The following is a 25,961-nucleotide window of genomic DNA, read 5'->3' as shown; positions in this document are numbered from 1 at the left end:
GGATGATCGTCGTGAGCGGATCCGCAGGCCGGAGGCCCGGGCTGTTCTCGCGCCGGGACCGTGCGGTCATCGCCGCCGCCTCGATCGCGATGCTGCTCGTGCAGATGGACTGGTTCGCGCTGAACCTGATGCTGCCCGTGATCGCCCGCGACTTCGGGACGCCGACCACGGACCTGCAGTGGCTGGTGAGCGGCTACATGCTGACCCTCGGGGCCCTGATGATCGTCGGGGGGCGGGCCGCCGACATCCACGGTCGAAGACGGGTCATCGTATGGGGGCTGACGGGCTTCGCCGTGCTGTCGGTGGTGTGCAGCGCCGCGCAGAACGCGGCGTGGCTGACCGCGGGACGGGTCGTGCAGGGGATGACGGCGGCCCTGATCCTCCCGGTCGCGGTGGCGGTGGTGACCTCCCACTTCCGCGACGACCGTCAGGGCCGGGCCGTCGGGACGGTTCTCGCCTTCAGCGCCATCGGCACCGCGCTGGGGCCTTTCGTCGGCGGGGCGTTCGCCGAGCTCGTCAGCTGGCGGGCGGTGTTTCTGCTCAACGTGCCGTTCTGCGCGCTGGCGGCGCTGCTGATGCTGCGGTACGTGAAGGAATCGAGGGACGAAGGGGCCGCACGGGGGATGGACCTGCCGGGTGCGGTCACCCTCGCCGGCGGCCTGACCGCGGCCATGCTCGCCGTCGACCAGGGAGCGCGCTGGGGCTGGGGCTCGGTGGCCACGGTGGCGTGCTTCGCCGTCGGCGCCGTGTTGCTGTGGCTGTTCGTGGTGCTCGAGCGGCGTACGGCGGAACCCTTGATCGACCTGGCCCTGCTGCACAACAGGCCGTTCGTCACGGTGACGGCGGCCGGAACGGTGTCGAATGTCGTGTACTGCCTCACGGCGGTGCTGGCCGCGCTGTATCTGCAGCAGGCACGCGGGCTGTCGCCCCTGGAATCGGGACTGGTCTTCCTGGCGCTGTCGGCGGGCGACGGCGCGGCGAGCTACTGGTCCGGACACCTGGCGCGCCGGTGGCGGGCGGAGGTACTGATGGCGGCGGGGCTGCTCATCAGCGGAACCGCCCTGTTCGCGTTGACCTGGGCGCATTCCCTGGCGCTCTACACCGCCGTGTTCGCGGTCGTGGGCGTGGGCATCGGGCTCGGCTGGGCACTCACCAACGCGGCGACCCAGTCGTACGTGTCCGCCGGGCGACTGGCGGCGGCGTCGGGACTGGTGCTGACGTCGCTGGTGTTGTGGGGCGCGGTGGCCGTGACGGTGGCCGCGACCGCGCTGGAGGCGATCAGCGGATCCGCCGGCGGAGCGGCGTCCGACGGTCCGGCGATCGAGGAACTGCTCCGGGCGGCCGCCGCCCTGTCCGTGGCCGGTGCCGGGCTGCTCGTGCCACTCATCCGCTCCAACAGGGTGACACCAGCCCAGGAGTCCAGGACGGCGGAGACCGAGACAGCTCCGGAACTTCGCTCCTGAGGCGCACGTCGTCCGTCGCGGCCGCCGTCCGCGATGTTTTTGCGCCGGGTCCTACTGACTTGTTGTCAGCGCGGTCCGTGCCAGTGTGCGCAGCCAGGTGTGGGCGCGGTCGGTGTCGTAGCGCTGATGCCACGACAGGTAGATCGGTGCCGGCGGCAGTTCGAGCGGCAGGGGGAGCACGACCAGGCCGAGGTCCGCGACAGCCGAGCGCGTGGTGGCTTCGGGGGCGGTGACCAGGAGATCGGAGCTGCGGGCGAACTCGAAGGCGGCAGCTTCCGTGGGCACGGTCGCCACCACGTGACGGGTGAGGCCGAGGTGTGTGAGGGCGTCGTCGAGGGCGTTGCTGAGGGTTCCACGTCGCGAGATGTTGATGTGCTCGGCGGCGGCGTACCGCTCGGCGGTGACGGCTTTGAAGCGGGTGAGCGGGTGCCCCTGCCCGACGGCGATGACGGCGCGGGTCTCGCCCACCTTCTCGGCACGGACGTCCGGTGCGCCTGGGCGGTTCGCGTTCGCTTCCAGGTCGACCTCGCCGCGTCGCAGCTCGGGGGTGTCGATGCTCGATTCCGGGACGAAGCGCAAGCGCACGCCCGGCGCCTGGCCGCGCACGGCCGCGAGCAGTGCGGGGCCGCTCAGGGCGACGAGCGAGTCGTGCCAGCGGAGGGTGAAGGTGCGCTCCAGCGTCGCCAGATCGAGTTCGCGGCTCGGTGCCAGGACTCCCTGGACCTGGTGCAGCAACGCGTGCACCTGTTCCCGAACGGCGATCGCATACGGCGTCGGGGTCATCGTGCGTCCGGTGCGCACCAGGATCTGATCCCCGGTCGTGCGCCGGATCCGGCCCAGGCTGCGGCTCATCGCGGGCGCGGTGACGTGCAGGCGCGCGGCCGCCCCGGCCACGCTGCCCTCCTCCAGCAGTGCATCGAGCGCGGCGAGCAGGTTCAAATCCAGTTGCATGAGAGTAATCCTAGCCATGCTTTACATGCATTTGAAGTTAATCGAGCCGCTCTATACCTTCGAGACCAGAGAGCAGGACGGAACGCACAGCCTGGCCCGACCAGCCTCATCACCCCTCCTCACACGGGAGCACCGCCATGTCCGAAACGCTTCAGACCACTGACGTCGCCGCCTCCGACGCCGCCCTTCTCACCCAGACCACGATCGCCGTGCGCGCGGCCGGTTCGGCGCTGCGCGAGCGCTTCGGCGACGTGGTCCGCCACCAGACCCGCGACGAGCTGATGAGGGCGCTCGCCGCCAACGACGACGCGGCCCTCGACATCCTGCGCCCTCGCCTCACGCGCCTGCGTCCCGAGGCCCGCTGGGTAGAGGAGGAGCTCGACGGCGGCGCCCTGCCGTCCGGCGAGTGGTGGGTCGTGGATCCGGCGGAAGGCAACGTCAACCACCTGCACGCGCTGCCGGAGTGGGCGGTGACCGCCACCCTCGTGCGCGACAACCAGCCGGTCCTCACCGTGGTCCACCTGCCGCTGACCGGCGAGACCTACACGGCGCTCGCCGGCGGCGGGGCCCACCTCGACGACCGGCCCCTGCACGTCTCCGACACCGCCGGCCTCGGCCTGAGCCTCGTGGCCACCAGCCAGGCCCGGCCGGACGAGGACGAGTCGGTCGTGCGGCGCGTCGGCTCCTCGATCACCGCGATGCTCTTCGACGCGCTCGTCGTCCGGACCGCCGTGCCCGCGACCCTGCACCTGGTGAACGTGGCCGCCGGCCGGGTCGACGCCTTCTGGCAGTTCGCGGGCGCCCGCGCGGACCTGCTGCCCGGGGCGCTGCTCGTCACCGAGGCCGGCGGCCGGATCTCCGACGCCGAGGGCCGCCCCTGGACCCCTGCGAGCGACAGCTTCCTGGCCGCCGCACCCGGTGTGCACGCCGAGGCCGTCGCCACGCTCTCGCGCTGATCGCGCTCCACGACCTGCAAGTACGGAAAGGACCACATCATCATGACCACGATCGCAGTTCTCGGAAACGGCCGCGTCGGTGGCAACCTGGCCAACGCCCTTACCCAGGCAGGGCATGAGGTGACGGTGGCGGGCCGCGCGCCGGGCACCGCCGCCGCTGCTGTCCGGACGGCGCAGATCGTCATCAACGCCACCCCGGGCGACGGCTCTCTGGACCGACTCGCCGCCCTGCGCGAGGAATTGCGGGGCAAGATCCTCGTCGACGTCTCCAACGCCACCGTCGACGGACCGGACGGACTGCCCGCCGACCTGCTCTACCCCGGCTCGAGCCTCGCCGAGCAACTCCAGGAAGCGCTCCCCGAAACGCGCGTCGTCAAGACGCTCAACACGATGCTCTTCCCGGTGATGACCGCGCCCGCCGTACTCACCCAGGCGCCCAGCGTCTTCCTCTCCGGCGAGGACCCGGAAGCCAAGCAGGCGGTCCGTGAACTGCTCGTGGGCCTCGGCTGGCGCGAGGAGTGGATCACCGATCTCGGTGGGATCCGGACCGCGCGTGCCACCGAGGCGGCGATCCTGTTTGTCCCGCACGTGATCCGGTCCAGAGGCTTCGTGCCCTTCGCGATCTCGGTCGCCGTGTGACGGGGCTCGCGGGTTCGTGGAGCGGCGCAGCGGATGACCCCGCCTGCCCCGGGTTTTGAATCACGCTTTACGCGGCACCCGCAACCGTGGACGGACTCACGTAGTCCAACAGAGCAGTGAGGCAGGCACGATGGTGAGCCGGGGTAGATGTGAAGCGACGTAGCGGTATATCGATGGCACTCGTCATGGTCGCGGTGCTGGCGGGCACCAGCGCCTGCGGTGGGGGGACACCGAAGGCGAGTTCCGACGACGGAAAGGGTGCGTCCCGGAAGGCGACGGCGAGTGCGAAGCCGTCACCTTCGAAACCCAAGGGGCCGCCGATGCTGCTGGAGACGATCACTCCGCAGACCGGCGCCAAGGTCGGCGTCGCGATGCCGATCTCGGTGATCTTCACCAACCCGGTGGCCGAGAAGGCCCGGGCCGGCGTCGAGAAGCACATGAAGGTCACGGCTTCCCAGCCGACGACGGGCGCGTGGCACTGGTTCGGGGACCGGCGCGCAGACTGGCGGCCCAAGGAGTACTGGGCTTCCGGTACGAAGGTGAAGGTCGTCGCCGACATGAAGGGCGTCACCAACGGCAACGGCCGCTACGGCGTACGTTCCTACACGCACGATTTCACCGTCGGCGACGACGTCAGGGCGGACGTGTCCGTCACCGGTCACACACTGAAGGTCCAGAAGAACGGCCAGCCGGTGCGCACTCTGTCGATCAACGCGGGGAGCGCCGAGTACCCCACGTGGAACGGCACGATGGCGGTGATCGACAAGCAGGAGAAGGTCCACATGACCTCGTGCAGCGTCGGCATCAGCTGCACCAAGGGCGACCCGAACTACTACGACCTGACCCTTCCCTGGGACGTGCACCTCACCCAGTCCGGCACCTACGTCCACTACTCGACGGGTGACCCGAACCCCGGCAGTGGCAGTGCCCGGGGTTCGCACGGCTGCGTCCACCTGTCGATCACCGACGCCAAGTGGTTCTACGGCCAGGTCAAGCAGGGCGACCCGGTGACCGTCACGGGCTCCCCGCGGGCGAAGGCCTCCCCGGACAACGGCTATGCCGCGTTCAACCTGAGCTGGGAGCAGTGGCTGGCGGGCAGCGCGAGCGGAGCCACCAGCGCGGGGTGACGTGCGGGTCCGTGGCGGTCAGATCAGCATGGCCAGATCGCCCGGTCGCACCCGCGCGGTGACGGGGAGGGTGGCCTCCACCTCCCCGTCGGCGCCGTAGGGCACGGGGCGGTCCGCCTCGATGCGGATCTCCCGGCCCCGCAGGATCACGACCTCGGGCCGCTCGGTGTGGGCGCCGGTCTTGAGCTCGTTCATCAGGGTGAAGAACAGACGGCGCGGGGCCTCCCGGATCATGACGATGTCCAGCAGGCCGTCGTCGATGCGGGCGGCGGGGGCGATGATGCGCCCGGAGCCGTAGTAGGCCGAGTTGGCGGCCACGACGGTGTAACCGCGGTGGCGGTGTTCCTTGCCGTCGACAGTGACGCGGTACGACGCCGGGCGCCAGCCGGTGACGGCGCGCAGCCCTCCGGCGTAGTAGGAGGCGGCACCGCGGAGCACACGGGCCTGGTTGGCGTGCTGGTTGGCGAGCGCGTCGACGCCCGCGTACACGCTGCCCAGAACCACGCTGCGGGGGTGCACCGCCGATTCCACCTCGATGGTGTCGACGCGTCGCGGCTTGTTGTGGAGCAGGACGCGGGCCAGGTCCTCGGCCGCGGTGGGCAGTCGGAGTGCCCGGGCGAAGTCGTTGCCGCGGCCCGCCGGAACCAGGCCGAGGACGGTGTCCGTCCCGCTGAGGGCACCGCCGATGCCGCCGGCGATCCCGTCACCGCCGACGGCGAGCACGATCCGGCCCTGTTCCCCGGCGCGGAGTGCGAGCTCCTGAGCGTGGGCGAGGCTGCGGCTGTACTCGGTGTCCAGCCCGGCTCCGGCCTCCCGCAGCAGCCGGGCGACCTGGAGCAGCGCCGCCGCCCCGGTGGAGCCACCCGCGGTGGGATTGACGACGGCGGTGAACTGTCGCATCGGTGTGCCTCCGGGCGGTGAGGGTGGGACGGAACGGGGAGGGGGCGGAGTCTGAGCACGGCAACGGCGGGTGAGCCGGAGCTGGATGACGGTCCGGCGGCCCCACGGCCGCCGGACGACGTGCGGGGTGGGAGTCAGTCCGAGGGCAGCAGGATCCCGGGATTGAGCAGGCCGTCGGGGTCCAGTCGCCGCTTGACCGCCCGCAGGGCCTCGATGCCCAGCGGCCCGGTCTCCTGGACGTACGAGTCGCGGTGGTCCGTTCCCACTCCGTGGTGGTGGCTGATCGTTCCTCCCGCGCTCAGGACGGCCTCGTTGGCGGCCTGCTTGGCCGGTGCCCAGTGGGCCACGGCGTCCTCGCCCTGGGCGGAGACCACGGTGAAGTAGAGCGAGGCGCCGTTCTCGTAGACGTGCGAGATGTGGCACATGACCAGGGGCGGGGTTCCCGCCGCGGAGAGCGTCTCGGTCAGTGCGGTGCGCACGGCGGCGTAGAGCTCGGGGACGCGCGACCAGAAGGTGGCGGTCTCCAGGGTCTCGGCGAAGGCCCCCGCGTCGAGCAGGGAGTCCCGCAGATAGGGCGCCGAGTAGCGGCCGTGCGCCCACCGTTCGCCGGGCTCGGCTCCGAGGTAGGTGCCGCCGGCGGCGCGCAGGACCTCGGCGGCCCGTTCACGGCGATGGGCCGTGTCCTCCTCGGTCCCCTCGTAGCCGGCGATCGCGGTGCATCCGGCGTCCGCCGGTACCTCGGCCGAACCGATGGCATCGGGCTGGGCGAGACCGACGAACGTCTCTGTCTCGTCGGACAGCCGCAGCACCGTGGGGCGCGGTCCGTCCTGGGCGAGCCGGCGCAGCGCGGTGGCGCCTTCCTCGAAGGAGGCGAAGCGCCACCCTTCGTAGATACGGGTCCGCGGCAGCGGCCTGATCCGCACGGTGACGGCGGTGATGACGCCGAACGCGCCCTCGGAGCCGAGGATCAGTTGCCGCAGATCGGGTCCGGCAGCCGATCGGGGCGCGCGGCCCACGTCCAGGGTGCCCTCCGGGGTGGCGACGGTGAGGCCGAGGACCATCTCGTCGAAGCGGCCGTATCCCGCGGAGGCCTGTCCGCTGGAGCGGGCTGCGGCGAATCCGCCGATGGTGGCCCACTCGTAGGACTGGGGGAAGTGCCCGAGGGTGAACCCGTGCTCGGCCAGCAGCGCCTCCGCGTCGGGGGCGCGCAGGCCCGGCTGGAGCGTGGCGGTGCGGGAGACGGGGTCGATGCCGATCAGGCCGTTCATGCGGCGCAGGTCGAGGGCGACGAAGGCGCTCCGCTCGGGGGCGAGGCCGCCGACGACGGAGGTACCGCCACCGAAGGGGACGACGGCGAGGCCGTGCGCGGCGCAGGCGCGCAGCACGGCGAGCACCTCGTCGTGAGTGGCGGGCAGGACGACGGCCGCGGGGGCGTCCCCGGCGTCGCCCGCGCGGATCTTCAGCAGGTCCGGCGTGGACTTCCCGCGGGTGTGCCTGATCCGGCTCTCCGCGTCGGTGTGCACATGGGCCTCGCCGCCGACGGCGTCGGCCAGCGCCCGCAGGGCGGGAGCGGGGGGCGGCTCGGGGAGGGAGATCTCCTCGAGCGTGTGTGTGCCGGTGTCCCGCGGTTTGACGCCGAGCAGATCCCGCAGCAGTCCGGTCACCGAGTCGGGCAGGGGTGCCGCCTTGGCGGGGTCGCCCCAGCCGCTCCACAGCATGTCCATGAACGTTGTCCTCATCGGTCGGTTGGTGACGCGCCGTCTCCCGCACGGCCGCACAGGGCGTTACACTGTGACACATGACGCCTATTCGTCACAACCACTCGGACAGTGATCCGGTCCTCGACGCCGTGCGCGACTGCGTGCTGGCGGTCGGAGTCCGGCGCACGACCCTGACCGACGTGGCCCGCCGCGCCGGCGTCTCGCGGATGACGCTGTACCGCCGCTGGCCCGATGTGCGCTCGCTGGTCGGTGATCTGATGACCCGTGAGTGGGTCGACGTGGCGACGCGGGCCATGCCGCAGCCGCAGCCGGACCGGGAGACGCGCGCCCTGATCGTGGACGGGCTGGTCGCCGGGGTCGAGGCCTTCCGGGCCCACCCGCTCTTCCGCAAGATCATCGACGTCGACCCCGAACTTCTGCTGCCCTACGTACTGGACCGCCGCGGAGCCAGCCAGGAAGCCCTCCTCGGCCTGCTCGCCGACGCCCTGACAGAGGGCCACGCCGACGGGTCGGTACGGCAGGCCCCCACGAGGCGGCAGGCCCGTGCCGTGCTGCTCGTGGTCCAGTCCTTCACCCTGTCGCTGCGGACCATGACCGACGAGGACGACCCCGAACTGACCAGCACCGCCTTCCTCGACGAGCTGCGCACCCTTCTGGAGAGGACCCTCACGCCATGAGCCCCACAAGCAGTCCGTCCGGACCCGCCGCCCCGCCTTCCGGATCGTCGCTCTCCGCCGCCCGCCGCCGCCGCGAACTGACCGAGGCCGTGGGCGGCGACGTGGTGGACGTCCTGGTCGTCGGACTCGGCGCCACCGGCTCCGGGGTCGCCCTGGACGCCGCCGCGCGCGGCCTCAGCGTCGTCGCCGTCGACGCCCACGACCTCGCCTTCGGCACCTCGCGCTGGAGTTCCAAGCTCATCCACGGCGGACTGCGCTACCTGGCGTCCGGGCAACTCGACGTCGCCCACGAGAGCGCGGTCGAGCGCGGCGTCCTGATGGGCCGCACGGCTCCTCATCTGGTCCGCGCCCAGCCCTTCGTGCTGCCCCTGACGCCCTTGGTGTCGCGCGGCCAGGCCTCGCTTGCCTGGGCCGGATTCCGGGCCGGCGACACCCTGCGCCTCGCGGCCCGCACCTCCCGCGCCACCCTGCCCGCACCGCGCCGCCTCTCCGCGGTGGAGGCCCGTCACCTGGCGCCGTCCGTGCGCCCCGGCGGCCTGCGCGGCGGCCTGCTGTCCTGGGACGGCAGGGTGACCGACGACGCCCGGCTCGTCACCGCGCTCGCCCGCAGCGCCGCGGCCCACGGCGCGAAGATCCTCACCAGGGTCAGGGCCCTGGAGGTCGGCGGGACCGGTGCGCGTGTCCGCGACGAACTCACCGGAGAACAGGGCGAGATCAGGGCCCGCGCGGTGATCAACGCGTCCGGAGTGTGGGCCGGCGACCTGGTCGACGGCATCCGCATCCGGCCCTCGCGCGGAACCCATCTGGTCCTGCGCGGCGACCTGTTCGGGCATCTGCCCGCCGGCCTGCACATCCCGATCCCGGGCGAGACCAATCGATTCGTCCTCGTCCTGCCGCAGGACGACGGCCGCGTGTACGTCGGTCTGACCGACGAGCCCGTCGACGGGGACATACCCGACGTTCCGGAGGTGCCCGAGTCGGACGTCGGCTTCCTGCTGGATGTCCTCGGCTCCGCCCTGGACACTCCGGTGAGGCGCGACGACGTCGTCGGGGCCTTCGCGGGGCTGCGCCCCCTGCTGGACACGGCGCCGACGCGGTCGGGAGAGGCCGCCCGTACCTCGGACATCTCGCGCCGGCACGCCGTCCTCACCTCGGGCGAAGGCGTGATCACCGTCGTCGGCGGCAAGCTCACCACCTATCGGCGCATGGCGCAGGACGCCGTCGACGCGGCGGTCGAGGCGCGCAGCCTGCGCGCCGGTCCCTCGACCACCGCCTCCCTGCCGCTGGTCGGCGCCGCCGCCCCGCACCGGCTCGGCTCACTGGGCGCACCCGGCCACCTGATCCGTCGCTACGGCACCGAGGCCCCCGCCGTCCACGCGCTCGGCACCCGCGACCCCCACTGGAACGAGCCCGTGGTGCCCGGCCACCCCGTCACGCGCGCCGCCCTGCTGTGGGCCGCGCTGCACGAGGGTGCCCTGGACGAAGCCGACCTCCTGGACCGGCGTACCCGCATCGGCCTGGTGCCGCAGGACCGCGAAGCGGCTGTGGCCGCCGCCCGGGAAGCGCTCGAGGTGTCCGCCGACCAGCCTGCCTGACGCATCGTCACAGACGGCTCCGCGCGGACGGCTCCGCGCGGGGCCCGGGCGGCTGCCTGTTCTCCGGCTGGCAGGCCGGTCGTGCGGCGGCCGCCACCGCGACCTGACGGCGCGCCGGGGAGGACCGGGCAGCCGGCTCCCCGGCGCCGCACACCGGGTGCACACCCGGCAAGCTAGTCCGCTGTCACCCCCCAGTAGCCCATGTGCGTGGGCTCACCGTCCGCGTACAGCACCGTGCACCTGCCCTGTGCCCGGCCGGGGAACTCCAATCGCTCGGCGTCCAGGGCGCCGTCCCACTCGGCGAAGGTCGGGCGTCCGCCGGGTGCGAAAGCCCGTATCTCCTCGTCGGTCAGGGGGCGCATGTACGGGCCGTCGTTGGACTGGTCGGTGGCGTCGATCAGTTCGGGCTGGTCCAGAACCGTGCCCGTGCCACCGGTGAAGATGTACTCGTGCCACTCAGGGTCCTGCCACAGTTCTTCCACCGTCCGGCCGGGGAAGCCGTGGTCGTCCTCGGACAGTTGCTCCTCCTGAGCCCGGCGGAACGCGGCCGCCAGGTCCGGCTCGTACGGGCCCGTGTGTGTCCAGCAGTTGCCGCCCATGCCGGTGCCTTTCCCCTCAACTCGTCGATCAGCCGGCGAGCAGCCTAGGAGACGGCACTGACAGTGGGCCGGACACCTCGTAGCTCGTCCGACGCCACAGACCGAAGCGCGGGCCGAACGCAAGGGGACAGGGCAGCACGCCGACGGGGAGCTGCGCGGCACCGTCCATTGGCGGCATGGCCGGCGCGTGTCGGCCCGGAGACCGCCGTCGGGGCCCCGACGTTCACGAGACTGACCTCATGAGTGAAGAATCCGGAGCCCCGCCGTCGGCGGAACGACGCGAACGTCAGCAGACCGTCGTGATGGCCACCCTCACCGTCCTGGCGGGCGCGGTCGACGCGGTCAGCTTCCTGACCATGGGGCATGTCTTCACCGCGCTGGCCACGGGCAACCTGCTCTTCCTGTCCTTCGCCGTCGCCGGCGAAGGACAGGTGCCGGTGGCACGCCCCGCGATCGCCCTGCTCGCCTTCGTCCTGGGGGCCGCGGCCGGAGCCCTGACCACCAGCGGACTCGTCGCACGGCACCGGCACTGGTTCGCGGCCGCCCTGGCCGTGGAAGGGGTGCTCCTGGCGCTCGCGGGTGCGACAGCTCTGTGGCGGCACGGTTCCGGCTCGCTCGCCGAGGACCCGGACAACCTGGTCATCGCCATGGTCGGCTTCGCCATGGGGCTTCGCGCGGACACCGCCCTGCGCGCGGCTGTTCCCGGCATGCCCACGCTGCTGGTCCAGGTGTCCCTGGTCCGCCTCGTCCACGGCCTCACCGGGGCCGTTCCCGCGACCCCGCAGCGGGGGGCGAACCGGGTCCGGCTCGTCGCGACCGTCGCCGGCATCTTCGCGGGCGGCGCGCTCGGCACGCTCATCACGCCGTGGGGTACGGGTCATGCGCTGCTCGCCATCGCGGCCGCGGTCCTGATCGTCGCCGCGCTCAACGTGCTCCTGGCGCGGTATCACCTGCTCGCGCCGGAGCTCATCGGCTGAACTTCCTTCCGGGACAGCCCCGCCCCGCGACGGTGCCACGCACCGTCGCGGGGCGGTTGCCGTTTCCACGGACGGAACCTAGCCGTGCCAGGGGCCCGTCACCGCGAACGTCGTCCCGGGCGTGTAGCAGTTCACGTACATCGTGCCGCCGTCCGGGGAGAAGGTGACGCCCGCGAACTCGCCCCACTCCGGGGCCTGTGGCGTGCCGATGTTCTGGGCGCCGCGCGCCAGGGCGTACACCTCTCCGCGCCGTGTCACCCCGAAGACGTGCTGCGCGCCGTTGCCGTCCTCGCAGACCATGAGGCCGCCACCGGGGGCGAGGCAGATGTTGTCGGGGGACTCGCCGGGAAGCTGGACGTCGGTGCCGGGGCCGAAGACGATCACCAGCGTGAGGCGGCGAGCCGACGGGTCGTACCGCCAGACCTGGCCGTAGTGGTCGGCCGAGGACCCGTCGGCACTGCGGGCGAAGGAGGAGACGAAATACACGCATCCGCCGCCCCAGTAGCAGCCCTCCAGTTTCTGCCCGTGCGTGATGCCCTTCGGGCCGAAGTCCTGGAGACGGACGGGGGTCTGGGCCGCCAGGGGGTCCGGGACGTCCACCCATTCGATGCCATGGAAGGCCGTGCCGGTCTCCTGGACGGAGGAGAGGTCCGCCACGCCGGGGACGCGCATCGCCTGGAGCCGGCCGCCGGCCCGCAGTGAACCTGTCCCCCCTCGCGGTCTGTTGGGCAGGAAGCGGTAGAAGAGGCCGAAGGGCGAGAGGAACGCGTCCTCGGTCTCGTACACCACTCCCCGCCCCGGGTCGACGGCGATCGCCTCGTGCTGGAAGCGCCCCATGGCGGTGAGGGGAACGGCTCCGGTGCTGTGCGGGTCCACCGGGTCGACCTCGAAGATGAAGCCGTGGTCCTTGGTGTAGCCGTTGGTCCCGGCCTTGTCCTCGGTCTCCTCGCAGGTGAGCCAGGTACCCCAAGGCGTGGGCCCACCGGCGCAGTTGACGGCCGTGCCGGCGATGGCCACGCGCTCAGAGAGGACGTTCCCCTGCCGGTCGAGTGACAGGGACGTACAGCCGCCCTTGCCCATCGGGTCGTACGTGAGGCCCTCGACGGTCGGGACCGGGATCGTCGCGGTGACCCGGTTCTCGTGATTGCGGACCAGGTGGACGCGTCCGCGGCCGTCCCGGGAATGCCCCGCGAAGGCGGCCATGCCGTCGTGGTTGCTGGGCACCAGGCCCTCGCCGGAGCGGAGCCGGTCGCCCTCGCGCGAGAGGACGCGGTAGCGGAAGCCCTTCGGAAGGTCGAGCAGTCCGTTCGGGTCGGGGACCAGGGGGCCGTAGCCACGGTGGCCGAGGCTCTGTGCGGCGGCGGTGCCCGCGAACAGTTCGGAGAGATTTCCCGCGAACGCGAGGGAGCCGCCTAACGCCGCGGTCCGGGCGATCATCTGACGCCTCGTCGTGGAACGGCTGTTTTCGGGCATGGGACAACCTTCCTGCTGGCGGACAGGACTGTGACCCAGCTGTGTCTAGCACGCGGTGGAGTCCGCCGGAACCACGCACGTCGTACGTGTCACTCCTGTCGCTGGGGTTTCGGCGGGGAGACGCTGTCGCTCCCGCGAGTCGGCCGGCCGGGAGTGCCGTCTTCCCCTCCCGGGAGCGGCGATTGCTGCCGCGATTGCCGAGATGGAGCCGGGGTGAGAGCATCTGTGCAGGTCACAGCCATGCATCGGTTCATGGAGCAGTGTTTCTGCCGAAGATCGGCAGCGGTTATTCTCCGCGTATGTCCCCAACCGCTGCGCAGCGTCTGCTCGGTGACGACCCGCGCACCGCCGAGGTGGCCGCCCGCGAGGTCGTCCCCCTTCCCCTCCGCAGGGCGCAGGCCCTCCTCCGTACCCTTCGGCCCGGTGAGAGGGTGCTGGCCCTCTATCACCAAGGACTGGGATACGCCGCGCTCACCGAGGGCGCGCTCATTCTCTTGAGCGGAGAGTCGCCCTCGCGCGTCGCGAGGCCTCTGGTGATTCTGCGCCCCGCCTACGGCGGAGCGTCGCGCGTGGACGTGGACGCGAACGGGCTGGCGATCAGTCTGTGGGGGTCGCTGATCGACACGGCCGGCGAACTCCTGCAGGGGACCGGAACGAAGGTGTCCGGCTCGCCCGCCGATGACTCGCGCTGGGCCCCGGTCGTCGCCGGCGAGCGGATCTCGTTGCCCGACGACCACAAGAAGGCCCTGCTCGCGGAACTCGAACCCGGCGAATCCGTGCGGGCTCTCTACCATTGCGGCTGGGGCTACGCCGCACTCACCGGGAACGGACTCGTCCTTCTCCGCAACCTGATAGCGCCCAAGGCGACCCGGGTGCCCGAACCGGTGGCGATCCTTCGCCGCGAGTCCGGCATCCTCGACTCCGCCGTGATCGTCGTCGACGGCAAGGTGTACAAACTCCACGGGTCCCAGCTCGACCCGAAGGGGGAACTTCTCGCTGAGTCGGGAGAACTCCTGCCGACCGACTCCGCCCTGCGCCCCCGTGGCAGGGCACGCCTGTCGACCTGGGTCCGCAGACGCCCCGTCCTCGCCGCCCTGGTCGCGGCAGCGCTGGCTTCCGCCGCCTGGAACGCGGGACAGGAGACACCGGCGCGGGCCGGGGCCGACCACTCCGTCGTCGTGCCGGACTTCAAGGGCGCGGCCCTCACCACGGCCGTCGCGGACGCACGCCGCCGGTCCTGGCACAAGGTGACGACGGCCGACGCCTCCTCGTCCTTCCGCCCTGTGCCCGCCTCGGCGCCCGGCTGGCGGGTCTGCTTCCAGTCGCCCTCTCACGCTGAGACGGTTCGGCCGTCCGCACGAGCGCTGACGCTCTACGCGGTCCCCGAGAAGGAGGCCTGCCCGGCGCATCTGTACGCCCCGCGACGGATCGTCATGCCGGACCTCGTCGGCGGGAGATTCGACGAGGCCTCACGTCTCCTCGGCGACCTGGGCCTCGAGCACCCGGCCACCTGGCACGCGTATACGGGGCGGCACGTGGACGCCGGGTCGCGTGACCTGGACGACTGGCGGGTGTGCCGCCAGCAGCCGGATCCCGACCGCGAGGTCTCGCTGCCCACCCGACCCGGCCTCTGGCTGATCGGCCCCGGTGACCCGTGCACCGAACCCAGCCCGACGCCCACACCGAAGCCCACGCCGAAGCCCAAACCCAAGCCGAAGCCGAAGCCTGAGCCGAAACCGCAGCCGCGCACCGGGGGTACGAGCGGCTCCACCTCGGCAGATGGCACGTCAGGTGGCACGTCAGGTGGCACGTCCGCCGGTGGTACCAGCGGGGGCGGTTCCACGGGCGGCTCCTCCGGGACCTCGGGCGGAACCACCGGCGGCACCGGCAGCGGGTCCGGCATCCAGTTCGGGCAGTACTGCTCTCCGGTGGGCGCCATCGCGACCACGGCAGACGGGCGACCCGCGAAGTGCTTCATGGGCAGGGACGGCCGGGCTCGATGGGGCTACAACTCCGGCTGACACGGGCCGACACCGTGCGGGAGCCCTCGATGTTGCCGGATACCGGCAGTCCAGCGGGGGTTCTACGCTTCCGAGCCGCACCCTGACGACCGATCGGCGGCGTGTGGCTGACTGGCCCGGAGCGAAGAGAGCGTGGGGGAGCGGCCGTGCGGACGGTGGACAGGTGGGCGTCGGCGCGGAGCCGGGGGCAGGCGTGGCGGCATGCGGTGGCCTGGGCACTGCTCGGGTCGGCCTTGCTGGCGGTTGCCTCGGGTCTGACCGTCGCCGTTCCCGAGCGCGTCGCCACGGAGAGGGCGTTCCTGGCGGCCCGGCCCTGTGACAGCGACAGAGCGGCACCGGACACCGCGAACTGCCTGCGCACGATTCGTGGGACGGTGCTCTCCGCCGAGAACGCCAAGAGCGGCAAGGCGACGGTCTTCCGGGTGCGGCTGCGGCCGCCGGTTCCGGCCCCTGCCGATCAGGCGCTCGACCTCGACGCGCACGGCGATCTGTCGGAACTCGTCAAGCCGGGCGAGGAGGTGGAGGTCACCGCCTGGCGGAACGTCCAGGTGTCCGTCAGCCACGACGGGGTCCACGAGACGCTTCCCGGGCTGCCGGACGAGGATGCCACCGTCGTCGTCGGATTCGCTCTGGTCTGTGCCTGGTCGGCGGCCCTGGCCTTCATCGCCGCTTTCGGCGCCGTCCGGCGGGCACACCGCGCCGCCAGGGGCCGCCCCGTCGTTCCCCGGGTCCCGTTCGGCGTGGCGAAATGCGTCGGCGTGGTCGTCCCGCCCTTTGTCGTGGCGCTCTGCGCCGGACGTATCTGGGACACATGGACGGCCGTGGTCATGACGGTGATCGTCTCGGCACTGATAGCCGTGCCGGTGACGATTCTCGCTCTGCGCTGGGACCGGGAGCCGTCCCCGGCACCGCTGCCCGACCAGCGGCCCGGCGCCGAGCTCAGCCGGTCCGACTGACGGGGCGCGGGACGCGATTCCCGGGTGTCAACGCCCTCGATGCCTGGCCCGCACCCTCAGCGCCTTTGCCATGGTGGGCAGTTCCTCGTGCACCAGTCGCCCCAGCAGTGCACCGTCGAAGACGACGACGCCCACTCCGACCAGCCAGGACTGGACGACGAGGACGGTACCGAAAGGACCGTAGGTGACGGCGCTGGAGGCGATCAGGGGTGAGAAGACGAGACGCGAGAAGACCCGCAGTCCGAGCAGCCCGAGCGCCGTCAGGGCCGCGCCGGGCAGCAGGGCGCTCAGGGCGATCCGTCCGCCGAGCAGCATCCACTGGGACCACCAGAAGAACAGGACGGCGCTCAGTGTCGCGGTCAGTGTTCCGGCGGCCGAGTGGCGCCACAGTGTGGTCGTCGCGGTCACGTAGAGGGTCCCGATGAGAACGGCGAGCCACAGCACCTGCCGCCATCTCGCGTACCAGCGGGCCGGAGGCAGGTCCCAGACCTTCTCGTAGCCGGTCTGGACGGCCGCCCCGAAGCTGAGTCCGAAGACGGCGAGCGCGGCGAGGCCGAAGGCGGTCGTGGTCTGCAGTACCTGACCGGGGCGCGCGAACAACTGCGCCACCTGCTGCCTGGCGTCCCGCGATACGCCGAGTCCGTCACCCAGCCACTGAGCGAACCCCCGCCCGTGCGCCGGGTCGGCGGCGGAGACGACGATCAGGAGGGGTACCAGCGTGAGGAACCCGAGCGCCGCGAAGCCGAGCGACCTCTGCCCCAGTTCGATCTCCTTGCTCCGCCGCCATCCCCGGCCGGCCGGGGAATCGCGCAGCACGCGACAGAGCCGTACCCGCGCGGGCGGGTGGTCCTCGGGATCGGCGGGAGGGGGAGCCTTCTTCGGCATGCACGTCGACTATCACAGATCGCGACCTGACCGACAGCCTTGCGAGTGGGGCATATCGGCCCCGGCCGGACGTCGCGTGTCCGGCCGGGGCCGAGGGCGGGCGAGATGTGGTCAGCCGAGGGCGAACTTCTGGGCCGCGGATCCGTTGCAGTCCCAGATCCGCAGGCGGGTGCCGTTGGCCGTGGCGCCGTCGGGGGAGTCCAGACAGCGACCCGACTGGGGGTTGCGCAGGGAACCGTCGGCCTGTTGCTCCCAGATCTGGCCCCCGGCTCCGTTGCAGTCCCACAGCTCGACCTGGGTGCCGTTCGCGGTGCCGTTGCCGATGATGTCGAGGCAGCGGCCCAGTGTGTGCAGCCGGCCGTCGGTGCTGCGGAACCAGTGCTGGTCGACCGCGTACGACTGACAGCCCCACAGCTGTACGGCGGTGGCGTTGGACCCGTTGTCGTCCCCGGCCACGTCGGCGCAGGTGCCGCCAGGTCCTGTGACGGGCGCGCCCGCGTTGACGGCGAACCTCTGGGCGGCGGATCCGTTGCAGTCCCAGATCCGCAGGCGGGTGCCGTTGGCCGTGGCGCCGTCGGGGGAGTCCAGGCAGCGACCCGACTGCGGGTTGAACAGCGAGCCGTCGGCGCGCTGCACCCACTTCTGGCCTCCCACCCCGTTGCAGTCCCACAGTTCGACCTGGGTGCCGTTCGCGGTGCCGTTGCCGATGATGTCCAGGCAGCGGCCGATGGTGGCGAGGGACCCGTTGGCGTTGTGTGTCCAGTGCTGGTCCTCGGCGTAGGACTGGCAGTTCCACAGACCGACGGCGGCACCGTTGACTCCGGTGTCGTCGGCGGTGACGTCGACGCACTGGGTTCCGGGGCCGGTGACGGTGCCTTGCGGGCCGTTCGGGACGTCGGTCCGGCCCGCGTAGCCGACCGAGACGATGTTGGCCTGTACGGCGTTCTCGGCGGCGTCGGTAGGATAGCCCGACACCATGGCGCCCTCGAAGAACGTCCCCATGTTCCAGTTGCTGTTGTCGCCGCCGGTGCCCAGGATGATGCCTCCCTCCTGCTGCATCGGCCGGTAGCCGCCCCGCGAGGGCAGCGCCCCGTCCCACCAGGTCGTCAGGCCGCCCGATTGCGCGTTGCCTCCCTTCAAGGCGTAGGTGGTCTGTCCGTTGTTCTTGAGGACGGCCGTCACGTACGTGCTGTTGTTGCCCTTGTTCGCGGTGTTGGAGCCGTTGTCGCCCTGGAACATGCCGTTCTCCAGGTCGGCTTCGACCCAGGGGCCGGATCCGCTGCAGGGAGCGAAGTAGCAGGTGGTGGCGATGGAAACGGCGTCCATGTGGCCGTTGCCGGTGTCGGCCGGGGTGGCCTCCGCGTTGCCGTAGTCGAAGCAGCAGGCGGAACCGACGTGGGTGCCGCTGGCGACCATGTAGACGCCCTCAGGCCGGCCGTTCACGGCGACACCGGACGCGGCACCGTGCGAGCGGTACCCGACGCCGGGCGAGACCCAGATCCCGTACACCTTGTGGCCGCCCGCCGTGACCGACAGCTCACCGGCGTCCGCGCCTCGGTCGGCACCCATTCCGGCCGTGCCCGCCGGGCCGAGGAACAGGTCGTTGTGGCGGGACGTCTGGTCGTACACCTTGGAGATGGTGCATGTGCTGTTCGCGCAGAAGGTGTCCTGCCCGGCGGCGTTCGCGTAGCCGCCGGCCGACAGCGGCCCGATGTCGGTGGTCGCGCCGTCGGAGGCGCGGGTGACTTGGTAGAGCGGGCCGTTGTACGCCGAGAACAGCGCACGGGTCGTGCTGTGCGCGGCGACGCACGGGGTGCCCGCGGCCGCGTAGATGTCGCAGGGCTGTGATCCCGCGGCCTGGGCGACACCGGTCAGGCCGCCCAGGAACGTCACCAGGAGGCCGAGGACGGCGGCGACGGACAGCAGGGCGCGACGCGGTCGGCGTGGTCGGTGAAACGGCCCGGACGCCGGAGACGGGAAGAGACGCGAGGAGGCAGATCTTCTTCTGCGCATATGTGCTCCCAAGTGGAGGATGGAGCTACAACTCGCCCTCGGGGCAGCCGAGTTCAGGCTGCCTGACGACTGTGACGGAAGTTACGCGCGCTGGTCGATTGCGTCAATATTTGTTGCTTTTGTTTTTGGTCAGGCCTTCGTCGTGTCCGAACGTGTGGCTTTGGGGCGGCCGGTGGCCCGTGCGGTGCCCTTTCGCGCCCGCAACCTCCTTGTGGTGCAGGGGTGTCGGTGCGGTGTGGGCATATGCGGTGGTGCCGCCGGGTGTCACCGGCCGCGGTCCGGCCCCGCGTCCGGAGCCGGGCGGACCCGCTGTGACCGGATCATCCCGTTCCGTGTCGAGGTCCTGGCGGCCGTCGTGAACGGCGGCGGGCCGTCGGAAATTGAAAAGGTGACGACGACCGAAAAGCGCCCATGGTTGTCCACCGGAGTGTTTTGGATCTGCCCGCTGTGAAACTCTCGGTCGAGGCCGAGCAACACCCTGGGAAGGAATACGCGTTGTCGCCCACCACGGGATCCGAACGCCGGTCCCTGCACGTTCTCACACCGTCCAGCGACGAATCCGTGACCGCCGAATGGGCTGGTGGAAAAGGGAAGAACCTGCACACCCTGACGATTTCCGGATTTCAAGTACCGCGCTGGTCGATCCTCGGGCTGGACGTATTCGCGGAATTCTGCCGGGGCAGCGGACTGGACGACCACCTGGCGCGACTGCTCGCGGACGGCCGGGAGCCCGACGCCCGGCAGGCCGCCGCGGAGATCGCCCATCTGATCGAGGCCGCGCCGCTCGACGACCGCGTCGTCGATGCCATCGGGCTGGCCTACGGGCTGGCCGGCGGCGGCGCGGTGGCCGTCCGCTCGTCCGGCGCCCAGGAAGACGGCGCACAGCACTCCTTCGCCGGTCAGTTCGACAGCTTCCTCAACGTCCGAGGACTCGACGAGGTCATCACCCACGTCCGCCGCTGCTGGGCCTCCGGATTCTCCGAACGCTCCCTGCGCTACCGCGCGCAGCGCCGGCTGCCGCCCGACGCCGGTGGCGTCGCCGTCGTCGTCCAGCGCATGGTGGCCGCCGAGCGCAGCGGTGTGCTGTTCACCGCCGACCCGATGACGGGCCGCACCGACCGGCATGTGGTGAGCGCCGTCCACGGACTGGGGGAGGGGCTGGTCTCGGGCGCGGTCGACGCCGACACCGTCGTCCTCGACGCCTCCACCGGCGAGCCGCTGACCACGGTGATCGGTGACAAGCAGGAGCGCTACGACGCCGGATCGGGACCCGGCTGCCAGGTGTCACCCGTCGCCGACGAGGACCGGGCCGCGATGTGCCTGTCCGCCGCCGAACTGGCCCGGCTGCACGAGGCCGGTGCCCGTGTCACCGCACAGTACGGTGCCCCCCAGGACATCGAGTGGGCCATCGCCGAGGGCACCCTGTGGATCCTGCAGAGCCGCCCGGTCACCACCCTCGCCCCGGCCGCGGACCCCGCGTCCCAGGCCGTCGGAGACCTGCGGATCTGGGACAACTCCAACATCATCGAGAGTTTCAGCGGCATCGTGTCACCGCTCACCTACAGCTTCGCCGCCGACACCTACGCGAAGGTATACGACAGCTATGCCCGCGCCCTGGGCGTCCGCGGCGAGCAGCTGCGCGAGGTGCAGGAGTGGACCCCGCACCTGCTGGGCTATGTCCACGGACGGGTCTACTACAACCTGTTCCACTGGTACCGCATGGTGCGCCTGGCCCCGCTGTACCCGCTCAACCGGCGCGTCCTGGAGAAATCCCTCGGCGTCGCGGAGAGCATTTCCGACGAGGTCGCCGACACACTCCATCCGTTCACGCCCCGGCCCGGGATACGTGGCCGGTTCGCGCGACTCACCCGCACGCTGATCTTCGTCGGGCGATTCCTCGCCATCCGGAAATCCATCGAGATGTTTCACCGAGATTTCTATCGGGCGTACGCGGTATTCAACAATGTCGACTACGACGCGCTCCCCGGTGACGAGACGTACCGCCGTTTCCGGCGACTGCAGCGGGAACTCATCGAGAAATGGGGTCCGATGCAGACCCTGGACGCGACGATCCTGCTCTCCGTGGGACTGCTGGCCCTGCTCACCCGCCGATGGCTTCCGGCGGCGCCCGAGTGGTTCACCTGGGCCGCGGCGGCGCCCGGCGGCGTCCTGGAGTCCGCCGAACCGGTCTGGGCACTGCGCGAGTTGGCCTCTCGGGCGCGCGCCGACGCCGAGATCCTGCGGCTGCTGGAAAGCACCCCCGATTCCGAGGCGCACCGCGCGCTGCGCGACGCGGGCCACATCCGGTTCCTGGCGGCCGTCGACGCGTACATCGCCGATTACGGGTACCGCAGTCCCGACGAACTCAAACTGGAGGTCCCCGACCTGCGCGAGAACCCGGCAGGGCTGTTCACCCTGCTGCGCGACGCACTGCCGGACACCACCGGCGGCGGCCAGGCCGACCGCGGCGGCGAGGCCGACGCCTACCTCGACGAGCATCTGCGCGGCACGCGCCGCCTGCTGTACGAGCGGGTCCGGGGGAAGGCCAGGGCGGCGCTCGCCGACCGGGAACGCCTGAGGTTCTGCCGCACGCGCGCCTTCGGGGCGGCCAAGCGCATGCTGCGCGCCCTCGGCCGCGATCTGGAGCGCGCCGGCGCCATCGACGCCTGGGACGACGTGTTCCTGCTGCGTCTCGAGGAGATCCGGGGCGCCTACGAGGGCATGATCGCCCACACCGAACTGCGGGACCTGGTCGCGCTGCGCCGCGGGCGACTCGCCGCCGACGCCGCGCTGCACGCCCCGTCCCGCTTCACCACCCGCGGCGCTCCGTACTGGTCGGGCAACCTGGAGCGGGCCGGCTGGACCGACGGCCCGGCCGCCCGCACCGGCGTCCGCGAGCTGCGAGGCGTCCCCTGCTGCACAGGCGTCGCCGAAGGGCCCGCGGCCGTCACCGACACCCCGCGCGACATCGGCGGCGGCATCCTGGTCACCTACCGAACCGACCCGGGATGGGTGACCGCGCTGTCCTCCGCCGCCGCCCTCGTCATCGAACGCGGCAGCCCGCTCACCCATGTGGCCGTAGTGGCAAGGGAGTTGGGCATCCCGACCGTGGTGCAGGTCAAGGGCGCCACCACCGAGATCCGCACCGGCACCCGGTTGCGCGTCGACGGCGCCGCCGGGACGGTCACCGTACTCGCCGAACCTCCCGGCGACAGCACGACCGCCGCCGCGGAAAGCGTCCGAACGGAGACACATCAGTGATCCTCACCGAGGACCGACTGCAGGACCTGCTCGACAAAGCCCTCGCCGAACTGTCGCACGGCACCGAGTGGGCCGTGACCCTGGAAGGATCCATCGCGGAAGGATTCGGCAACCCCTCCTCCGACATCGACTTCCTCCTCGTAGGCCGCTCCGACGACGACCTGCCGACCATGCCGTCGCTGCTGTTCGTGGACGGCCGGCGGGTGGAGATCCGCACCCGCTCGCTGCGCCAGCTCGCCGACCAGCTGAGCGCGGTGGAGGAAGGGGCCGAACGGCCCGGCCGGCTCTCCGAGGACCTCCTCAACCGCTGCCAGCGGGTCCTGCACAGCCACCCGCTGCGCGGCCACGCCCTGGTCGAGGAGGTGAAGGCGATGCTGCCCGCCGAGCGGTTCCGCCGGATCGCCGCCGGCTGGTGGGCGCACCGGGCCCGTCAGTCCCTGCGGCACGCGACGGCGCTGCTGTGCCTCGGCGCGGGCGACGAGGCCGTCGACTGGACCCGCGCCGGACTCGTCCAGGCCGTCAAGTCCTGGGCGGCCGGCCTGGGTGAGACCTATCTCGAGCCCAAGTGGCTGTCCATGCAACTGGACCGGACCGGCCGGACCGACATACGCGACCGCTACTGGGAGCTGGAGAGCGCCGCTCCCCGGCCCGGCGACGCCGAGGCCGCCCAGGACCACCTGGCCGCCTGCCTCGCCTTCGCCGAGGACCTCGGACTCACCGGCGTCCCCCGAGGGCCCGAGCGGCTCACCGTCGAACGCGTGGCGGGGGTGAGCACCTGGCAGACCGGCGAACGCGTCCACGTCATCCGCGGCCGGCGCGACGTGTTCGCCCTGGGCGACGACGCCGGAGCCGTCTGGCGCTCCCTCGTCCTGGGCCGGCCGCTGCCCCGCGTGCGGGCCATGGCCGCCGACACCGGCGTCGCCGACCCCGGCGCGCTGCTGGCCGCCTTCCTGCGCTACGGGCTGATCCGCCTCGCCTGGAAGGGCGGCGGCACCGTCACCCCCGCGCTGCCGCTCGCCGCCCCGTCCGGTCCCGTGACCCCGCCGCCCTCCACCGCACAGCCGCTGCTGTCGGTGCGCGGCGCGACCGTCGGCGGACCCCGCGCCATCGACCTCATGCCTCTGCCCGCCGACCGGTTCGCCGCCGCAGCGATGGCCCTCGTGTGGTCCAACGTGGTCGTCGAGAACGCCGTCGAGGATGTCACCGGCGCCCTCCAGCGCGGACAGTGGCGGGTCGCCGAACTCACCGCGCGCCGCGCCGTGCACGCCGCGCTGCGCGGACTGTTCAGCGCCCACGGAGTCCACCCGCTGCCCGCCGACTCCGACCTCGTACGCCGAACGGACCTGCTTCCCCCCGTCACCGCGCCGATCGCGGCGTACGCCGGAGAACTGCTGCGGCGCGGCGTGGACTCGGCGGAGCACGGTGACGCACTGCTCGCGGAGCTGCGCTCCTACATCGCCCTGGTACGCGGCGCCGTGGGCGCCGACTCCTTCCCGCTCTCCTTCGACTCCGCGGACACCTGGCGGGCGACTCTGCAGCTCGGCCACGACTGGCTGCGCGTCGGCGCCCATCTCGGCGCGGAGCTGCCCATCGAAGAGGCCCGCGACCTGCTGGCCGGCCAAGGAGCCCAGCCCCATCAGGCCCTGTGACACCACCGGGCCCCCCACCGCACCCCGTCCGACGTTCCGCTCGGAGGTTCCATCGATGTCCGATCCGATGACGGTCCTGGTGACCGGCGCCAGCGGCTTCGTGGGCGCGGAGGTGACCGCCCGGCTCACCGCCGCGGGCCACACCGTGCTGGCGCTGCTCCACCGCAACGGCGACCTCGTCCGCAACAACGGCAGAAGGCTCACCCCCGGCCCGGGCTCGCTGACCCGGCTCACCGGCGACATCACCCACCCGGGCCTCGCCCTGACCGGCGCCGACCGGCGGCTCGCCGCCACGGCCGACCGGATCGTGCACTGCGCCGCCGTCACCGACTTCGGACTCCCGCAGGACCGCTACGACCGCATCAACGTCGAAGGCACCCGAAACCTCCTCGCCCTGGCCCTGGCGAACCGAACCCCACTGGTGCACGTCAGCACCGCCTACGTGTCCGGGGAACGTGACGGCACCGCCCGCGAGGACGAACTCGACCTCGGCCAGCGTCCCGGCAACGGCTACGAGAAGAGCAAACTGGCCGGAGAGACCCTGGTCCGCAAGGCCGCGGCGGACGGCCTGCCCGTGACCGTGGTGCGCCCCACCATCGTCACCGGCGCCACCCGCACCGGCCGCGTCCGCGACCTCAAGACCATCTATCCCGTGCTCCGCGTCCTCACCAGGGGCCTGGTGCGTACCGTGCCCGGCCACCACGACGCCGTCCTCGACCTCGTTCCGGTGGACCGCGTCGCCGACCTGGTGACCGAGGCCGCCACCCGTTTCCAGGACGCCGAGGGCCACACCCTGCACGCCGTCGGCCACGAGCTGACCCTGCGGGACATGTCCGACGTCCTCGCCGAGTACCCGTCCTTGCAGGTGCCGCGGTTCGTCCCCCCTTCCGCCTTCTCCGCCTCGGCCCTGCCCGACCGCGAACGCCCCTACTACGACCGGGTCGTCTCCCTGTACGCCCCCTACTTCCGGCGGCGTGTCCACTTCGACGACACACACGCCGCGGCGTTCAGCCGCCGTCCGGCCCCGTCCCGCGGACGGCCCTACCTGCGCCGCCTTCTCGACCACTGCCTCGCGACCGGCTACCTCGGCCCGGCCCCGCGCAAGGAGCCGGCCGCCGCCCGACACGACGGGAGCACCCACCGATGACCGCCGCCCACCTCGCCGAACCCCCGCACGGCATACCCGTCTCGCCCCTGCTGACATGCCACCCCGACAAGCGACTGCTGTACGGCGCCGACACCTACTACCAGGAGGGCCACGGACAACTCGCCGCCCTCACCGACGACATCACCGGTTTCGCCCACCGGCACGCCGTGCTGCTGCTGAAGCCGGACGCCGTCGTGGCCCGCAGGCTGGACGCGGCCGTGGACTGGCTGTCCGGAGCGGGCTTCAGGATCGTCGGCGCGGCGGTCACGCGGCTGACCCGCACCATGATCCGCTCCCTGTGGTATTTCCAGTGGAACCTCGCCACCCCCTACCGCAGGCGGCTGGCCGCGCTCTTCCTCGAGGACGCCGACGCCCTCGTCCTGCTCGTCCGCCCCGAACACGCCCTGGACATCCCCGCCTCGGTCGAGCTCACCCGGCTCAAGGGGCCCACGGACCCGGACGCCCGCCGGCCCGGCCAGCTGCGGCACCTCCTCGGCCGCTACAGCTACCTGCTGAACCTGGCGCACACCGCCGACGAACCCGCCGACGTCCTGCGTGAGCTGGCCGTCCACTTCGACGACGCCGCACGCGACCGCCTGTTCCGCTCCGCCCTCGCGGACGAGGACCGCACCGCGGACGCACGGGAACTGACCGGCCGCCTGTACGCCGCCACCAAGCCCCGGGACCTCGACTTCGACCCCGCCGTGGCACGGCTGCGCGACGCCCTGCCCCGGCACCGGGGCGCCGGCCCGGCGGCCACCCCGCGCATGCTCCTGGAGACCGCGTGGGAGCAGGGGATCGACCTCGACCCGTGGGACGCCGTCATCGTCGGATCCACGGTGCTCCCCATGCGGGAGCCCGGCCGCGCACCTGTACTCGACGGCGCCGATGTCGGCACCTGGCGCCGCCACCTGGACACCGTCCGCGCGACCCCGAGCTGAGGAGCGGCCC

General features: G+C 71.9%; 20 protein-coding genes. 13 read left to right on the top strand and 7 right to left on the bottom strand.

Annotated features, from left to right (window positions below; all coding sequences use genetic code 11):
* The first annotated feature begins 11 nt into the window (after positions 1-11).
* Positions 12-1,463, top strand: a complete 1,452-nt coding sequence (locus OG788_RS03590) for an MFS transporter (RefSeq protein WP_406369055.1) — start codon at positions 12-14, stop codon at positions 1,461-1,463.
* Between the two features lie 51 nt (positions 1,464-1,514).
* Here the strand turns inward: OG788_RS03590 and OG788_RS03585 are convergent, their stop codons facing one another.
* Positions 1,515-2,414 carry a LysR family transcriptional regulator gene (locus OG788_RS03585; protein WP_406369054.1) on the bottom strand — a complete coding sequence of 300 codons (900 nt, stop codon included), beginning with the start codon at positions 2,412-2,414 and terminating at the stop codon, positions 1,515-1,517.
* 137 nt (positions 2,415-2,551) lie between these two features.
* On the opposite strand from OG788_RS03585, the gene OG788_RS03580 reads away from it, so the two are divergent.
* The 3 genes from OG788_RS03580 (at position 2,552) to OG788_RS03570 (ending at position 5,136) form a co-directional block, all read left to right on the top strand.
* Positions 2,552-3,370, top strand: coding sequence for an inositol monophosphatase family protein (locus OG788_RS03580; protein ID WP_406369053.1), 819 nt, complete (start codon positions 2,552-2,554; stop codon positions 3,368-3,370).
* A gap of 42 nt (positions 3,371-3,412) precedes the next feature.
* Positions 3,413-4,009 carry an NADPH-dependent F420 reductase gene (locus OG788_RS03575; RefSeq protein WP_406369052.1) on the top strand — a complete coding sequence of 199 codons (597 nt, stop codon included), beginning with the start codon at positions 3,413-3,415 and terminating at the stop codon, positions 4,007-4,009.
* Between the two features lie 173 nt (positions 4,010-4,182).
* Positions 4,183-5,136: an Ig-like domain-containing protein gene (locus OG788_RS03570; protein ID WP_406369051.1), complete on the top strand. Its 954-nt coding sequence runs from the start codon at positions 4,183-4,185 to the stop codon at positions 5,134-5,136.
* Positions 5,137-5,154: 18 nt separating this feature from the next.
* Here the strand turns inward: OG788_RS03570 and OG788_RS03565 are convergent, their stop codons facing one another.
* Positions 5,155-6,036 (bottom strand): YegS/Rv2252/BmrU family lipid kinase, encoded by an 882-nt coding sequence (locus OG788_RS03565; protein WP_406369050.1) that lies wholly within the window; start codon positions 6,034-6,036, stop codon positions 5,155-5,157.
* A 134-nt stretch (positions 6,037-6,170) separates the two neighbouring features.
* A complete protein-coding gene (locus tag OG788_RS03560) occupies positions 6,171-7,760 on the bottom strand; it encodes an FAD-binding oxidoreductase (protein WP_406376658.1) in 1,590 nt (529 codons plus the stop codon).
* 74 nt (positions 7,761-7,834) lie between these two features.
* Between OG788_RS03560 and OG788_RS03555 the strand changes: the two genes are divergently transcribed.
* Positions 7,835-8,434: a TetR/AcrR family transcriptional regulator gene (locus tag OG788_RS03555; RefSeq protein ID WP_356758351.1), complete on the top strand. Its 600-nt coding sequence runs from the start codon at positions 7,835-7,837 to the stop codon at positions 8,432-8,434.
* Positions 8,431-10,029: a glycerol-3-phosphate dehydrogenase/oxidase gene (locus OG788_RS03550; RefSeq protein ID WP_406369049.1), complete on the top strand. Its 1,599-nt coding sequence runs from the start codon at positions 8,431-8,433 to the stop codon at positions 10,027-10,029. Before OG788_RS03555 ends, OG788_RS03550 begins: the two co-directional genes overlap by 4 nt.
* Before the next feature lie 173 nt (positions 10,030-10,202).
* On the opposite strand, the gene OG788_RS03545 is transcribed toward OG788_RS03550, so the two are convergent.
* Complete coding sequence (locus OG788_RS03545; protein ID WP_406369048.1) at positions 10,203-10,628, bottom strand: hypothetical protein; 426 nt, start codon at positions 10,626-10,628, stop codon at positions 10,203-10,205.
* 239 nt (positions 10,629-10,867) lie between these two features.
* Between OG788_RS03545 and OG788_RS03540 the strand changes: the two genes are divergently transcribed.
* Positions 10,868-11,605 carry a YoaK family protein gene (locus tag OG788_RS03540; protein WP_406369047.1) on the top strand — a complete coding sequence of 246 codons (738 nt, stop codon included), beginning with the start codon at positions 10,868-10,870 and terminating at the stop codon, positions 11,603-11,605.
* A gap of 78 nt (positions 11,606-11,683) precedes the next feature.
* On the opposite strand, the gene OG788_RS03535 is transcribed toward OG788_RS03540, so the two are convergent.
* A complete protein-coding gene (locus tag OG788_RS03535; RefSeq protein WP_406369046.1) occupies positions 11,684-13,078 on the bottom strand; it encodes a PhoX family protein in 1,395 nt (464 codons plus the stop codon).
* A 299-nt stretch (positions 13,079-13,377) separates the two neighbouring features.
* On the opposite strand from OG788_RS03535, the gene OG788_RS03530 reads away from it, so the two are divergent.
* Both OG788_RS03530 and OG788_RS03525 read left to right on the top strand, forming a co-directional pair.
* On the top strand, positions 13,378-15,099 hold the full coding sequence (locus tag OG788_RS03530; RefSeq protein WP_406369045.1) for a PASTA domain-containing protein: 1,722 nt from the start codon (positions 13,378-13,380) through the stop codon (positions 15,097-15,099).
* 146 nt (positions 15,100-15,245) lie between these two features.
* Complete coding sequence (locus OG788_RS03525) at positions 15,246-16,055, top strand: hypothetical protein (protein WP_406369044.1); 810 nt, start codon at positions 15,246-15,248, stop codon at positions 16,053-16,055.
* 27 nt (positions 16,056-16,082) lie between these two features.
* Here OG788_RS03525 and OG788_RS03520 read toward each other — a convergent pair whose 3' ends face one another.
* Together OG788_RS03520 and OG788_RS03515 are read right to left on the bottom strand one after the other, a co-directional pair.
* The gene (locus OG788_RS03520) at positions 16,083-16,940 is read right to left on the bottom strand and encodes a ribonuclease BN (protein WP_406369043.1); all 858 of its coding nucleotides are present in this window, start codon (positions 16,938-16,940) and stop codon (positions 16,083-16,085) included.
* 111 nt (positions 16,941-17,051) lie between these two features.
* A complete protein-coding gene (locus OG788_RS03515; RefSeq protein WP_406369042.1) occupies positions 17,052-18,953 on the bottom strand; it encodes an arabinofuranosidase catalytic domain-containing protein in 1,902 nt (633 codons plus the stop codon).
* A gap of 495 nt (positions 18,954-19,448) precedes the next feature.
* Between OG788_RS03515 and OG788_RS03510 the strand changes: the two genes are divergently transcribed.
* From OG788_RS03510 to OG788_RS03495, 4 genes are read left to right on the top strand one after another with little or no spacing between them, the layout of a single operon-like run.
* Positions 19,449-22,214, top strand: coding sequence for a phosphoenolpyruvate synthase (locus OG788_RS03510; protein ID WP_406369041.1), 2,766 nt, complete (start codon positions 19,449-19,451; stop codon positions 22,212-22,214).
* A complete protein-coding gene (locus tag OG788_RS03505) occupies positions 22,211-23,863 on the top strand; it encodes a hypothetical protein (RefSeq protein WP_406369040.1) in 1,653 nt (550 codons plus the stop codon). Before OG788_RS03510 ends, OG788_RS03505 begins: the two co-directional genes overlap by 4 nt.
* Before the next feature lie 55 nt (positions 23,864-23,918).
* Positions 23,919-25,010: an SDR family oxidoreductase gene (locus OG788_RS03500; RefSeq protein WP_406369039.1), complete on the top strand. Its 1,092-nt coding sequence runs from the start codon at positions 23,919-23,921 to the stop codon at positions 25,008-25,010.
* Positions 25,007-25,951, top strand: coding sequence for a nucleoside-diphosphate kinase (locus OG788_RS03495; RefSeq protein ID WP_406369038.1), 945 nt, complete (start codon positions 25,007-25,009; stop codon positions 25,949-25,951). The genes OG788_RS03500 and OG788_RS03495 overlap by 4 nt, the downstream gene beginning before the upstream one ends.
* The last annotated feature ends 10 nt before the right edge of the window (positions 25,952-25,961 follow it).

This window comes from Streptomyces sp. NBC_00647, assembly GCF_045207245.1.
Classification (GTDB): domain Bacteria; phylum Actinomycetota; class Actinomycetes; order Streptomycetales; family Streptomycetaceae; genus Streptomyces.
Note: the sequence above shows the minus strand (reverse complement) of the source record. Positions and strands in the feature narration are given on the sequence as shown.